The organism is Gillisia limnaea DSM 15749 (assembly GCF_000243235.1).
GTDB lineage: Bacteria > Bacteroidota > Bacteroidia > Flavobacteriales > Flavobacteriaceae > Gillisia > Gillisia limnaea.
This window is the reverse complement of sequence record NZ_JH594606.1, coordinates 20,338-33,389: the sequence shown is the minus strand read 5'-3', so window position 1 is coordinate 33,389 and position 13,052 is coordinate 20,338. Positions and strand designations below refer to the sequence as shown.

At 36.4% G+C, this 13,052-nt stretch carries 14 protein-coding genes; 6 read left to right on the top strand and 8 right to left on the bottom strand.

The annotated features are described in order from the left end of the window. Positions 1-1,527, bottom strand: coding sequence for a bifunctional ADP-dependent NAD(P)H-hydrate dehydratase/NAD(P)H-hydrate epimerase (locus GILLI_RS01995; protein ID WP_006987449.1), 1,527 nt, complete (start codon positions 1,525-1,527; stop codon positions 1-3). Positions 1,528-1,768: 241 nt separating this feature from the next. Here GILLI_RS01995 and gcvT point away from each other — a divergent pair, with 241 nt between their 5' ends. The 4 genes from gcvT to GILLI_RS01975 all read left to right on the top strand — a co-directional run bounded on the left by gcvT (position 1,769) and on the right by GILLI_RS01975 (position 4,897). Then, entirely contained in the window at positions 1,769-2,851 is a 1,083-nt protein-coding gene (gene gcvT, locus GILLI_RS01990) for a glycine cleavage system aminomethyltransferase GcvT (RefSeq protein ID WP_006987448.1), read from the top strand. A gap of 5 nt (positions 2,852-2,856) precedes the next feature. Next, the gene (locus GILLI_RS01985) at positions 2,857-3,672 is read left to right on the top strand and encodes a sugar nucleotide-binding protein (protein WP_006987447.1); all 816 of its coding nucleotides are present in this window, start codon (positions 2,857-2,859) and stop codon (positions 3,670-3,672) included. Between the two features lie 125 nt (positions 3,673-3,797). Further along, entirely contained in the window at positions 3,798-4,085 is a 288-nt protein-coding gene (locus GILLI_RS01980) for a 4a-hydroxytetrahydrobiopterin dehydratase (protein ID WP_006987446.1), read from the top strand. An 86-nt stretch (positions 4,086-4,171) separates the two neighbouring features. Continuing rightward, a complete protein-coding gene (locus GILLI_RS01975; RefSeq protein WP_006987445.1) occupies positions 4,172-4,897 on the top strand; it encodes a YebC/PmpR family DNA-binding transcriptional regulator in 726 nt (241 codons plus the stop codon). A gap of 133 nt (positions 4,898-5,030) precedes the next feature. Here the strand turns inward: GILLI_RS01975 and GILLI_RS01970 are convergent, their stop codons facing one another. Together GILLI_RS01970 and GILLI_RS01965 are read right to left on the bottom strand one after the other, a co-directional pair. Continuing rightward, positions 5,031-5,585 (bottom strand): 1-acyl-sn-glycerol-3-phosphate acyltransferase, encoded by a 555-nt coding sequence (locus tag GILLI_RS01970; RefSeq protein WP_006987444.1) that lies wholly within the window; start codon positions 5,583-5,585, stop codon positions 5,031-5,033. 4 nt (positions 5,586-5,589) lie between these two features. Continuing rightward, a complete protein-coding gene (locus tag GILLI_RS01965) occupies positions 5,590-6,819 on the bottom strand; it encodes a proline dehydrogenase family protein (protein ID WP_040506345.1) in 1,230 nt (409 codons plus the stop codon). A gap of 103 nt (positions 6,820-6,922) precedes the next feature. On the opposite strand from GILLI_RS01965, the gene aroB reads away from it, so the two are divergent. Then, positions 6,923-7,990, top strand: a complete 1,068-nt coding sequence (aroB, locus tag GILLI_RS01960) for a 3-dehydroquinate synthase (RefSeq protein WP_006987442.1) — start codon at positions 6,923-6,925, stop codon at positions 7,988-7,990. A gap of 253 nt (positions 7,991-8,243) precedes the next feature. Further along, complete coding sequence (locus GILLI_RS01955) at positions 8,244-8,549, top strand: hypothetical protein (protein WP_006987441.1); 306 nt, start codon at positions 8,244-8,246, stop codon at positions 8,547-8,549. Positions 8,550-8,820: 271 nt separating this feature from the next. On the opposite strand, the gene GILLI_RS01950 is transcribed toward GILLI_RS01955, so the two are convergent. The 5 genes from GILLI_RS01950 to GILLI_RS01930 all read right to left on the bottom strand — a co-directional run bounded on the left by GILLI_RS01950 (position 8,821) and on the right by GILLI_RS01930 (position 12,911). Continuing rightward, complete coding sequence (locus GILLI_RS01950; RefSeq protein ID WP_006987440.1) at positions 8,821-9,369, bottom strand: type 1 glutamine amidotransferase domain-containing protein; 549 nt, start codon at positions 9,367-9,369, stop codon at positions 8,821-8,823. A 108-nt stretch (positions 9,370-9,477) separates the two neighbouring features. Beyond that, the gene (locus GILLI_RS01945; protein ID WP_006987439.1) at positions 9,478-10,473 is read right to left on the bottom strand and encodes a YihY/virulence factor BrkB family protein; all 996 of its coding nucleotides are present in this window, start codon (positions 10,471-10,473) and stop codon (positions 9,478-9,480) included. Then, the gene (locus GILLI_RS01940) at positions 10,470-10,988 is read right to left on the bottom strand and encodes a DinB family protein (RefSeq protein WP_006987438.1); all 519 of its coding nucleotides are present in this window, start codon (positions 10,986-10,988) and stop codon (positions 10,470-10,472) included. Before GILLI_RS01940 ends, GILLI_RS01945 begins: the two co-directional genes overlap by 4 nt. A gap of 205 nt (positions 10,989-11,193) precedes the next feature. Then, on the bottom strand, positions 11,194-11,673 hold the full coding sequence (locus GILLI_RS01935; protein WP_006987437.1) for an Lrp/AsnC family transcriptional regulator: 480 nt from the start codon (positions 11,671-11,673) through the stop codon (positions 11,194-11,196). A 59-nt stretch (positions 11,674-11,732) separates the two neighbouring features. Beyond that, positions 11,733-12,911, bottom strand: coding sequence for a M14 family zinc carboxypeptidase (locus tag GILLI_RS01930; protein ID WP_169312716.1), 1,179 nt, complete (start codon positions 12,909-12,911; stop codon positions 11,733-11,735). Positions 12,912-13,052 lie beyond the last annotated feature (141 nt).

Genomic DNA, 13,052 nt, shown 5'->3' with positions numbered 1-13,052 from the left:
TTATTCCATTTGCGAATCATTTTTAAATAAATCTAAAAATGCAAGGCCAATATTTGCCGCAATGTCGCCGGAGATCATTCCCTGATAACTCTTTTCCTCTGCCATAATATCCCCTGCCCTTCCGTGTAAATATACTCCGAATACTGCTGCATTCAAAGGATCGTATTTTTGGGAAATAAGCCCGGTAATCACTCCGGAAAGCACATCTCCGGATCCTGCAGTAGCCATTCCGGGATTTCCTGTATTATTAATATACAAATCATCTCCTGAAATAGTAAAGGTATAAGCCCCTTTAATAACCAGGATCACCTTATGTTTTTTGGTGAATTTCTTTGCTTTTTCCAATTTTTCAAAATCATCTTTCCATTTTCCTATAAGTCGTTCCAGTTCTTTTGGGTGTGGAGTCAAAACAGAATTTTCGGGTAGAAACTTCAGTAATTCCTTTTCTTTAGAAAGCATGTTCAAACCATCGGCGTCAATTACCATAGGATTCGAAGTTTGTTTCAGCAATAGACTAAAGGCATTTAAAGGAACTGATGATGTTCCTGCTCCCATTCCAAAACAGATAACATCCGGTTCTATATCAAATTTAATAGTGCTAAGTTCATTTTCATTAAGATCTGTAATCACCATGGCTTCCGGCAAAACGCTTTGAAGTATCTGGTAGCCGCATTTTGGAGAAAAAAATGTAACCAGTCCAGCTCCGGTTCGCAATGCTGCAGTACCAGTTAAAACGATACTGCCAATCTTTCCATAGCTTCCACCAACTATTAATGAATGTCCATAATCTCCTTTATGGGAATTTTTTTTCCTAGGTATATATAACCTTATTGCTTCATTTTTATCGATAAGCCGTGCTTTGGCCGGCGCTTTATGCAGGAATTCCCTGTCCAAACCAATATCTAATATCTGTAAATCCCCAACAAATCCGGCAGTTTGTGGCAGGAAAAAAATTAGTTTTGGAGCTTGAAAAGAGATCGTAAAATTTGCCTCAATTACTGCGTCATTTTCCGAAGGAATCTTATCTGAAAAAAGACCAGAAGGCATATCCACTGAAAGCACAAATGCTCCTATAGAATTTATGTGTTTCACCAATGTTCCTACCCATTCATCCAAAGATCTGTTCAGTCCAATTCCAAAAATTGCATCGATAATAAAATCAGTTTCCTTTAAATCCGGAAGATCGTCCTTTTTTGTCAACAGGATTGGCCACGATGGAGCCACCTTTTTAATTTTTTCGTAATTAGCTAAAAAATCTTCAGAGCGTTTATTGCTGTAATTAACCACATATACGGTAACTTTATATCCATATTCTATCAACAACCTGCCTATCACAAGTCCATCTCCCCCATTATTCCCAATACCGCAAAATATCTTTATTGGAATTTTAGCACCCTGCAACCTGGAATGAATTTCATTAAAAACGAGATTAGCAGCTCGTTCCATGAGCATTTCAGAAGTTATCCCTTCCTTTTCAATGGTTACTTTATCTGCTTCTGCGAGTTGTGAAACATCAAAAATCTTCATAAATATGTTTTTAAATAGGCAATACAAATATAAAACTTCCTACCCCCAAATGCTCTTACATAACAAATTCTTAATAAAAACTGTTTAAATCGGTCTATATTCAGCCTTAATTAAATAAATTTGCCCAAATTTTAAACATATAGAACATCCATTAGAAAAATTTTCTCACTCAGGGGAATAATTCTATAGATTTTACTCCGGATAGCTATCGGGAGTCCACTAAAAATAATAAAATAAACACATGAAAGAAGTCGCTCTTAATGCCATACATACATCTTTAAACGCGAAGATGGTTCCTTTTGCAGGTTACATGATGCCTGTTTCATACGAAGGAGTAACTATAGAACATGAAACGGTTCGTAAAGCCCTGGGTGTTTTTGATGTTTCCCATATGGGAGAATTTCTTATTACAGGAGCAAATGCGCTTGAGCTTATTCAAAAAGTATGCAGCAATGATGCCTCAAAGCTTATAGACGGCAAAGCTCAATATACCTGTATGCCCAATGAAAATGGCGGGATTGTAGACGATTTAATAGTTTACAGGATTGATGAAGAAAAATATTTACTGGTTGTAAATGCTTCCAATATTGAAAAAGATTGGAACTGGATTGCCCAGCATAATTCCATGGATGCTACTATGCGGGATCTATCTGATGAGTATTCATTGCTGGCAATTCAGGGACCAAAAGCAGCTGAAGCCATGCAATCATTAACCCAGGTAGATCTGGCCAACATGAAGTTTTACACTTTTGAAGTGGAAGAGTTTGCTGGAGTTAAGAATGTGATAATATCGGCAACCGGATATACCGGAAGCGGTGGTTTTGAGATTTATTTCAAAAATGAAGATGCCGTTCAAATCTGGGAAAAAGTAATGGAAGCCGGAGCCGATTTTGGTATTAAACCAATAGGTCTGGCTGCCCGTGACACCTTGCGTTTAGAAATGGGATTTTGTCTTTATGGAAATGATATCGATGATTCCACGTCTCCTATTGAAGCAGGTTTAGGATGGATAACAAAATTCACCAAGGATTTTGTCAATTCTGAAAATCTCAAAAAAGAAAAGGAAGAAGGTCCTACCCGAAAATTGATTGCTTTTGAAATGGAAGAAAGAGGAATCCCACGTCACGACTACGATATTGTAGATGAAAATGGCAAGATTATTGGCGTGGTAACCTCGGGCACCATGTCACCATCTTTAGATAAAGGTATAGGAATGGGCTATGTTCCATTGGAAATTGCAAAAACCGGAGAAAAAATATTTATTCAAATCCGGAAGAAAGCGATCGCTGCCAAACAGGTGAAGTTGCCCTTTTATAAAGGATAAATCTATTGAAAAAAATTTTGATCTTAGGAGCAAGTGGCTTTATAGGCAATGCCTTATATAAAGAACTTTGCTCCTATTTTGATACCTACGGAACCTATTATTCCAACGCTAAGTCATTCAGCAAAAATCAAAAGTTTTTTGAGTATGATATGGAATTGGAAAACATTGAAATTTTACTGGAAAACCTAAAGCCTACCATAATTATTTCGGCGTTACGCGGGAATTTTAATGCTCAGGTTAGCACCCATTTTTCTATTATTAATCACATTCTGAAGAATGATTGCAAGCTAATCTTTATCTCATCGGCCAATGTTTTTGACGGGTTTACCAATTACCCTTCTTATGAATATGACAAAACCCTGTCTTTGAGTATCTACGGAAGGTTTAAGATAAAAATTGAAAATGCCCTTTTAAGACTTCCCAATAACAAATACACTATTTTGCGATTGCCAATGGTTTTTGGAGCAAACTCTCCACGTGTTCTGGAGATTAAAAACAAAATAGAATTTGGAGTACCGCTTGAGGTTTTTCCCAACGTGGTAATAAATGCTACCGAAATTTCTAAATTAACCCAACAGGTGCATTACCTCATAAACAGGAAGAAACAAGGGGTTTTTCATTTGGGAAGCAATGATCTTACGCACCAACACGATTTGATAACCGATATAGCCGAGGTACTGGGTTATAAGAATCCGCTTCTCAAACAGGTTTACGACTCCAATTATGACCGGTTTTTAGCAGTCTTACCCAAAGATAATCTGTTGCCAAAAAATCTCCAGGTTTCTATACATCAAGTGATACAATCTTCCATTATCATCTAAAAACCCCAACACGTAATACATAATTAACCAAAGAAGAACTTCGCTTTTTATTGGTATTATTCTTAACTTTAAAAAATTTGGAATCTAAGATTCAAAAAGCCTTTACTAATTAAAAATAATACAAAATGAAAAAACTAACCGAACAGGAGATCAACGATAGACTGGAAAATTTCGAAGGATGGGAATATTCTGAAAATACGATCCATACTTCTTTTGAATTTGAGAACTTTAAAGAAGCTTTTACCCTGATGACGCGTATTGCTTTTGAAGCTGAAGCGCAACAACATCATCCGGATTGGTCTAACGTTTATAACCAGTTGGAAATAAAATTATCTACCCATGATGCCGGTGGAGTTACCGAAAAAGATTTTAAAATGGCAAATGCCATAGAAGGAATTGTAAACGCCGACTAATACTAAAATTAAAACAAACCTACGTTCCATTTTTTAGTTAAAAAATGGAACGTTTTTTTTATTTTTACACCAGATTTAAATTTTTTATGGGAAGAGCATTCGAATTTAGAAAAGCACGAAAAATGAAACGCTGGTCTGCAATGGCCAAAGCATTTACCAGGATTGGAAAGGATATTGTGATGGCGGTAAAGGAAGGCGGACCGGATCCCGATGCCAATTCCAGGTTACGGGCAGTGATCCAGAATGCCAAAAGTATCAACATGCCAAAGGAAAATGTGGAACGTGCAATAAAGCGCGCCAGCGATAAAAGCCAGGGGGATTATAAGATCGTGCTTTTTGAAGGCTATGCTCCACATGGAATCGCCGTGCTGGTAGAAACTGCAACCGATAATAATAACAGGACCGTGGCCAATGTTAGGATGCACTTTAGCAAAGCAGACGGGAATCTGGGTACTTCAGGATCTGTAGAATTTATGTTTGACCATACCTGTAATTTCAGGATACCCGCAGAAGGTTTGGATCCTGAAGAACTGGAACTGGAGTTGATCGATTTTGGTGCAGAAGAGGTATTTCAGGATGAAGATGATATTCTTATCTATGCTCCTTTTGAAAGTTTTGGATCTATTCAGAAGGAACTGGAACATCGAAACATTGAAATTCTTTCCTCCGGATTTGAAAGAATTCCTCAGGTTACAAAAAAACTTTCTGAAGAAGAAGCTGCAGATGTAGAAAAACTACTGGAACGGCTGGAAGAAGATGATGATGTGCAAAACGTTTATCACACTATGGAAGAAGTTGTACACGAAGAATAAATCAATTCATAAAAACTTATAATAATCAGATATAGAAATAATTACGGTAATCACTGGAAGTTTTACTTTAATGGGGTAATCAATTTTTAAGAATTCCTGTTTCAAAATCTAAATGAAGCTTAACAGGATAATTTCAAACTAAAGGGAGTTCGAATTTTGCAGGGTTTTTTCCTTGAACACCCTGGTAGAATTTATAGATTTTAGAGAAGTCTTTCTCTTTATCACTGGAGGTATAAAAGGGATCTGAAAACCTAACGATCTTTTTTCCGTAGTCAAAAGAGACCATAATAATTGGAACTTCTGCTTCTTTTGCTATATAATAAAAACCGGTCTTCCAAGTTTTTACCTTTTTCCTGGTTCCCTCAGGAGAGAGCGCCAGTCTAAAAACATCTTTGGATTTAAAAATTCCGGCAATAGCCTCCACTTTGTTCTGATTTGGAGTACGATCTAGTGAAGTTCCTCCCACCCATTTAAAATACCAGCCAAAAGGAGGTTGAAACAATTCTTTTTTAGCAACAAAATCAATTTGCAAACCAATGATCTTGCGCACCAGAATCGCGATATAAAAATCATACCAGCTGGTATGAGGTGCAACTATGATAATACATTTTTTTATAGAAGAGTCTATTTTTCCCTCCAGTTTCCAACCGGATATTGTAGAAAAAAGAAAATGTGAAAATGCTCTCATCAATTTATTCTACCTTTTCCGTAGACCTGGTAGTTCTTTTTTCTCTGGTGGCTTTAGTTATTTCTCCCTTACGACGTCTGCGCTCTTCTATTAGCAGCGACAATTCTCTTCCGGTTTGCCCGCGCACCGAAGTGTTTTCCTGAGCTCTTCTTATTAAATAAGGCACAACTTCCCTCACAGGACCAAATGGCATAAGCTTGGCTGCATTGTAACCCTTTCTTGCAAGGTTATAACTAATATGATCACTCATTCCAAATAATTGACTGAACCAAACCCGCCTGTCATTTTTTGAAATATCCTTGTTTTCCATAATTTGCATAGCAAGATAATTACTCACTTCATTATGGGTTCCTATAAAGGTAGAGATATCATCAATATTATCCAGGCAGTAAGACATCACACCGTTAAAACTAACGTCTGTAGCTTCTTTACTTTCGCATATTGGAGTATCATACCCCATTTTTTTCGCCCTTTCATTTTCCTTTTCCATATAGGCACCCCGAACGATCTTAGCACCAATTTTAAAACCTTCCTTTTGGGCTTTTTGGTGAAGATCTTCAAGATATTGCTGCCGGTCCCATCTATAACATTGAAGGGTATTGAACACAATTGCTTTCTCCCTATTATATTTTCTCATCATGCGTTCCATTAACTCGTCTGCAGCATCCTGCATCCAGGTTTCTTCGCCATCAGCCAAAACGCTGATATCATTTTGGTGCGCAGCCTCACAAATATTTTCCACCCGCTGTTGGACACGCTTCCATTCCTCCTCTTCTTCTTTAGAAAGGGTAACTTTCGATGTTACTTTCTCCCAAATCTCAAACCTTCCAATTCCGGTAGGTTTAAATACGGCAAAAGCCAGTTCTTTGTTCTCAGCAGCGAATTTAATAATGCTGATCTTCTTTTTCATAGCAGCATCAAATTCCTCCTCCTGCTCCTTACCTTCTACTGAATAATCCAGGATACTATGCAGTTTTTTCGTGTACATTTTTCTAATGGTGGGCAGGCAATTCTCCATGGTCTCCCCTCCGCTGAATTGATTAAAAATAGTGGCTTTAATAAGTCCTTCCACCGGAAGATGCAGTTTTAAAGACCATTTGGTGAGTGTAGTTCCTATTTTCACCAAAGCGGGACGGTTTATCATTCCAAAAAGAAATAACGCCCTATTGAGTTCCTCATCAGACTTTAACTTAAAAGCTGTCTCGGTATCGTTGAAAATTTTTTCAGTAATCATTGCAATTGAATTAATAGACAAATATAATTATTGAGTGATGAATATTTATTAAAATTCTCCTTATTTTCGACATATTTAAATAAAGGATAAAACATTATAAAATATGACCTCTACCTCCAATCAGGCCCCGGTCTTTTACTCTGAAAATGCCTACCTTCAATTAAACGATTTTTTGGATCGTTCAAACCATTCTGCGGTGTATGTTTTAGTAGACACCAACACACATAATCATTGTCTTTCATCATTTTTACAAAAGCTTGAAACTTCAAAAACCATCGAGGTGATAGAAATGGATGCAGGGGAGGAAAACAAAAACATTGAAACCTGTACCGGTATATGGAATGCATTGTCTGAACTTGGGGCCGACAGGAAAGCCCTGATGATCAATCTTGGAGGTGGTGTGGTTACAGATCTTGGAGGATTTGTAGCTGGCAGTTTTAAACGTGGGATTGCATTCATCAACGTTCCTACAAGCCTTTTATCCATGGTAGATGCCTCTGTAGGCGGAAAAACCGGGGTAGACCTCGGAAATCTTAAAAATCAGATCGGAATAATTACTCAACCGGAAATGGTTCTTATCGATACCGAATATCTTTCGAGTTTACCGGCAATTGAGATTCGCAGCGGACTAGCAGAGATTTTAAAGCACGGACTTATTGCCGATAAAAAATACTGGGAGAAAGCCACTGATTTGCAAAAGCTTACGCTGGAAGATCTGGAAAAATTAATAGCTGAATCTATTGAAATAAAAACCCGGATTGTTGAAAAGGATCCAACAGAACAAAATATAAGAAAAACCCTGAATTTTGGACATACTCTGGGGCATGCCATCGAATCCTATTATTTATCACATCCCAAAAAGGAAAAACTGTTGCATGGGGAGGCCGTTGCTATTGGAATGATCATGGCACTTTATATTTCCACTAAAATATCAAACTTCCCTGAATCTAATTTGATGGAAATTACAAAAAAGATCCTGGAATTATTTCAAAAGGTAAAAATCACCGGAAAAGACTTTGAAAAGATTATTGAACTTTTAAAATTTGATAAGAAGAACACCCATGGCCGGGTAAATTTTGTCCTTTTAAAAGAAATTGGTGACCCTGTAATTGACTGTGAAGTCCCTAATAGTATTATTTTGGAGGCTTTGGAATATTATAAGAATGCTTAACCAGAAATTGATCTCTTAGGCTTCAAGAAGTTTCTTAAACCTCAATTTCAGAAAAACCGATGGTTGTTTTTAAAATTCTGAATATTTTTCCTTCAATTATTTTTTAAAATAATTCTCTTTTTGTTTGATTTTGAACATGTTATTTATTTATATTCAACTCTGAAAATATTGAATTGAAATAGTACTTTTTTAATTATTTCTCAGATTGTAAATATTGTGAATTTTGTTATAATTGCACCATCAAATATTAGCTATGAAAAGAGTCATTGTAGATTACAAAAAATTAACCCCGGAGATTTTAAGTCTCCTGGTGGAGAAATATCCTGATGGTTATGATGATGATCAAATCATCTCCTTTAAAAATGCAAAAAATGAAACTGTTGAAGCCGTTGAAGTACGAACTTCAGACTCTATTTACCTTGTTAAGGTAAGTACCAGGCTGGAAAACACTATGGCCAATTATGATGAGGAGGATTACGATGATGCCGATTTTAACGAACCTATAGTAGAAATGCCGGAAAAAGCTACCGAAGAAGATGAAGAAGAAAACGAAGACTAAATCAATTACATCGGAGAAGGCTCGTGGTTCGTGAACATTAGAGATAGATTCAAAATCTTGATAAAACCGGGACAGAACGCTACGGGTGGGCATCTGGGAATTAAATCCATTGATGGGATTAACCAAAAATTTCTATATTCTCCGGAGCTTCTCTAAAAAGCATTTTCAGCACTATTCTATACCGGTACTATTAGAATTAATCGTAGGGAAAAAACAAAAAAAACCGTCTGAATATATTTTCAAACGGTTTTTTTTTGTCGTTTTAAAAGACTTAAGCGTGTTGATCTTCGTGCTTACCTTCTTTTATTTCCTCTATTAATTTTGCATTAAAAGCTGGTAGATCATCCGGATTTCGGCTGGTAATGAACCCTTCATCCACCACTACTTCCTGGTCTACCCAATTTGCGCCTGCATTTTCAAGATCTTTCCTAAGGGAAGAAAAGGAAGTCATTTTTCTGCCTTTAACAACCTCGGCATCTATCAAGATCCAGGGCGCATGACAAATTGCAGCCACAGGTTTGTGTTGTTTAAAAAATTCACGTACAAATTCAAGCGCTTTTTCACTGCGTCTCAATTTATCTGGATTTAATACTCCTCCGGGTAGCATTAACGCATTATAATCGCTTGGTTTTACCTGATCTAATGTGTAATTCACTTCATACTCTTTGGACCAGTCTGTTTTATCCCAGGCTTTAATTTTTCCAGGTTTCGTACTAATTATATCCACCTGAAATCCCTCCTTCTCCATAGCCTCTTTAGGAGAGGTCAATTCTATTTCTTCAAATCCATCTGTAGCCAAAATGGCAATTCTCTTCGTCATAATAATTCTTCTTTAATTAAATATTTTACTTATTTAAAAGTAATGGAAAACGGAAAAAAATGCTATTAAGAAGGTTGTAAAGTTTTGGAAGAGATCGTTAAAGCTTTGCTAAACCTTAGAATCTGGTTGATCTTTAATATCACCAAGACTCTCTCTTAATTTATTTAAAATCTTTTGATCACCAGGAAGTTTCACCCTTTTATTGTTAAGCTTTTCGAGTTCCCTGTAAATAGCCGGCTGACTATACCGGTTAGGCCTTATAGTTTCATTTTTATGAAGAGCGTACTGCACGGTAAATTCGGCACCAAAAAACAGGATCAAGCAGGTGTAATTCACCCAAAGCAAAATGAGGATTATGGAAGAAGCCCCTCCATATACCGATCCCGGATTACTTTGCCCAAAATAAAAACCGATCAAAAATTCGCCTATCAGGAACAAAACGGTTGTTAAAGCAGCTCCGTAAAGCGTTATTTTCCATTTTATTATAATATCGGGCAATAACTTAAAAATAGCTCCAAACAGAAAGGTAATAAAGATAAAAGAGAGTGCATAATTAATGATCTCAAGCCCTACCGCAGTAATAACAGGAGCAATTTCTTCTATATAATCTCCCATTATTTTAACCAGGGCAGACACCAACAAAGAAAGCAATAATAGAAATCCTATCACCAGGATCATCCCGAAGGATATGAGCCGGTCCATGATCATCCTCGTGAAATTTTCCTTTCTGGAAACGACATTCCAAATGTTATTCATTGCGATTTTTAACCTGAAAAACACTCCGGTAGCACCAAATAAAAGAATGGAAACCCCAAAAACAATTGCCCAGATTGAGTTTTCGGTGACGGCAGCACTGCTAATCATCTTTTCTATAGCTAAAGCTGCATCATTGCCTATAAAGCCACTTATCTGGTTATTAATTCTACCCTGAACCGCGTCTCTTCCAAAAAAATATCCGGCAATGGAAACAACAATAATCAAAAGAGATGGCAGGGAAAAAATAGTATAATAAGCTATAATCGCACTTTCCGCCCAGGGATCATTGCTTATCCAACTGCTATAGGTTCTTTTAAGAAGCTTAAAAAATGTTTTTAAACGATTCATAATTTATACTTCAAATTGAATAATTTTAAATGATGTTTCTCGTGACCTGCAATAATAAATCCCGCAGCAGCAGTACTTAAATCCTGGCCATTTGAGAGACCAACGGATTTCATCATTTCTTCAGAAAAACTTTTAAACATGAAAATTGTTGAATCCCTAACCGCTTTATATTCATCAATAAACCCGGACAAACTCCTTTCGTTGCCTTTTGAAACAGAAACATACTTATCTTGGTCAAATCCCGGCAAGGATGCCAGATCTTTTCTGGAAATACAAAGTGCACGATATTGAAAAATCCTTTCTGTATCCAGCATGTGTTGAAGCACCTCTGCAATGGTCCATTTACCCTCTGCATAAGTAAAATGAAGATCCAAATCTTCTGTAGAATTAAATAAACTCACCATGGTTTCTTTTTGCGATTGCAACAATTCCATTAACTCAAGGTCCGGGAGAAGACTTGTATATTGCTGATAATATTCCGGATAGTCGCTTTTTTTCAACTCGTTGATTTTCATCTGTTTTTTTTATTTATTGTTTTAGCGTACCCCCGGTAGCTATCAGGAGTAACATCCAAATAAACATTCTGTGTTAGAAAATTTTATAATGGATATTTCATCTAAAAAATTGATTTATTTGACTAATTGGGTCTTTTGACAAGATAAAAAAAACCCCTTTAAACACGCTGTTTTAAAGGGGTTTTAGTATAAATTTAATAAAAACCTAGAGGTTTTTAAAGATAGAATGCATCAATCGCTTTTTATCGTTCATGCTTTCCTCAAGAGAGATCATAGTCTCTGTCCTGTAAACGCCTTCAATATCATCCAATTGAAAAATTATTTCCTTTGCATGTTGAGTGTCACGGGCACGTATTTTACAGAAAACATTAAATTTGCCAGTAGTGACGTGTGCTACAGTAACATAAGGAATATCATTTATGCGTTCTAATACAAATTTTGTCTGAGAAGTATTTTTAAGAAAAATTCCTACGTATGCAATAAAAGCATATCCCAACTTTTCATAATTAAGGGTTAAGGTTGAGCCTAAAATTATTTGAGCCTCTTCCATCTTTTTCACCCTAACATGCACCGTTCCGGCAGAAATATTTAATTTTTTAGCGATATCGGTAAATGGAGTCCGGGTATTCTCGATGAGCATATCAAGAATTTGATGATCTGTTTCATCTAGTTTATACTTTGCCATAATCTTAATGTCTTTAATTAAAAAGACAAAATTAATACATCTAATTAAATAATTGACAATTATTTATAACTATTTTCATAATTAATCGTGAAAACTTCATTATTTACATAGATTTTATTAACTATAACGTTTTCGGAAAGTTCCTGATTATCCCCCAATCGTATAGCGGAATTATAGCATTGTATTTCGCGGTGGCCATGAAAAGCCAGCTTTGGACATATTTTCTCAATAACCGGTAAAAATTCAATGGCATTGTTAGACAGCACTTCTTTAAACTGAATAGCAACATCCACTAATTCCGATTTAAATAAAACATCCCTTAAAATAACATCATAAAACAGTTTCTCATTTTCCGGAATGTCAAAATACCGCAGAAAATCCATTTTTTTATAGGATCCAGATGCAATAGCATATAATCCGGTTAAAATAGCTGCCGCCATATATTCCCGGATTTTTTCGCGCTCATAATCCATTGGAAAATGTCCCGCCTCAAAGAGAATCGTGGGCACTCCCCGGCTTTGAAAACTATCGCCGGTACAGTTTATATTGAAGGAATCATCATATCGACCAATTTGGCCATTCAAATTTGTATTAAGCTCCTCTGCTATTGCAGCAATTACCTGCATGGATTTTATTCGGGATGGAGTTACGCTCCTTTCAGGGTCCATTGCAGGTGTAAGAAATGATATGCTGGCGGGATTAGGTGTATTTCCCGCACTAAATATAGTACGTTGATCGTGCAGATTAAAACAAAAATCTGGCTCAAAATTATCGAAAACCAATCGCAATAACCTGCTTTCTTTTTCTTTGAGGTCCTTTGCATCTCTATTTAAATCTACATTACGCGCGTTTACGCGGGTATATGCAGTGGCTCCATCCGGATTTAACATTGGGATGATGCAAATAGTACAATTCGCCAGGATTTGCATTAAAACAGGATTGTCTTCGTGAGTATAAAATGCATTTAGTACATCTATAACAGCTTTGGTTGTGGTAGATTCATTTCCGTGCATTTGTGACCAGGCCAGGATCCTAATCTTTCCACTTCCTAAAGTGAGTTTATCAACAGGCACCCCCAAGGTAGATTCTCCAATCTTTTTAAGCTGAAATTTGCCGCCAAGATTTTCTAGAATTTTATCGATATGAGAATAGGTAAGATATCTCCCTTTAACCTCCCCAACTTTTACCAAAGGATATAACTGAAGCATCGTTTTATAAGCCGAATTTTTATTTTCCATGTTTACAAAAGTAAATAATCAAATATTCACATTTGTAAACCTGATTAAGTGATGGAATTGTTTACATCAGTAAACACAAAACCCCAATTCAACTTAGACTTTGTCGGAAAATTTCCATGAAGCTATTAAATAGTATATAAA

Excerpts from the sequence above, each read along its gene's own strand:
- GILLI_RS01930 (WP_169312716.1), bottom strand. The coding sequence starts at position 12,911 with ATGGAAAATAAAAATTCGGCTTATAAAACGATGCTTCAGTTATATCCT.
- GILLI_RS01980 (WP_006987446.1), top strand. The coding sequence starts at position 3,798 with ATGAAAAAACTAACCGAACAGGAGATCAACGATAGACTGGAAAATTTC.
- gcvT (WP_006987448.1), top strand. The coding sequence starts at position 1,769 with ATGAAAGAAGTCGCTCTTAATGCCATACATACATCTTTAAACGCGAAG.
- GILLI_RS01965 (WP_040506345.1), bottom strand. The coding sequence starts at position 6,819 with ATGATTACTGAAAAAATTTTCAACGATACCGAGACAGCTTTTAAGTTA.
- aroB (WP_006987442.1), top strand. The coding sequence starts at position 6,923 with ATGACCTCTACCTCCAATCAGGCCCCGGTCTTTTACTCTGAAAATGCC.
- GILLI_RS01955 (WP_006987441.1), top strand. The coding sequence starts at position 8,244 with ATGAAAAGAGTCATTGTAGATTACAAAAAATTAACCCCGGAGATTTTA.
- GILLI_RS01975 (WP_006987445.1), top strand. The coding sequence starts at position 4,172 with ATGGGAAGAGCATTCGAATTTAGAAAAGCACGAAAAATGAAACGCTGG.
- GILLI_RS01995 (WP_006987449.1), bottom strand. The coding sequence starts at position 1,527 with ATGAAGATTTTTGATGTTTCACAACTCGCAGAAGCAGATAAAGTAACC.
- GILLI_RS01935 (WP_006987437.1), bottom strand. The coding sequence starts at position 11,673 with ATGGCAAAGTATAAACTAGATGAAACAGATCATCAAATTCTTGATATG.
- GILLI_RS01950 (WP_006987440.1), bottom strand. The coding sequence starts at position 9,369 with ATGACGAAGAGAATTGCCATTTTGGCTACAGATGGATTTGAAGAAATA.
- GILLI_RS01945 (WP_006987439.1), bottom strand. The coding sequence starts at position 10,473 with ATGAATCGTTTAAAAACATTTTTTAAGCTTCTTAAAAGAACCTATAGC.
- GILLI_RS01970 (WP_006987444.1), bottom strand. The coding sequence starts at position 5,585 with ATGAGAGCATTTTCACATTTTCTTTTTTCTACAATATCCGGTTGGAAA.
- GILLI_RS01940 (WP_006987438.1), bottom strand. The coding sequence starts at position 10,988 with ATGAAAATCAACGAGTTGAAAAAAAGCGACTATCCGGAATATTATCAG.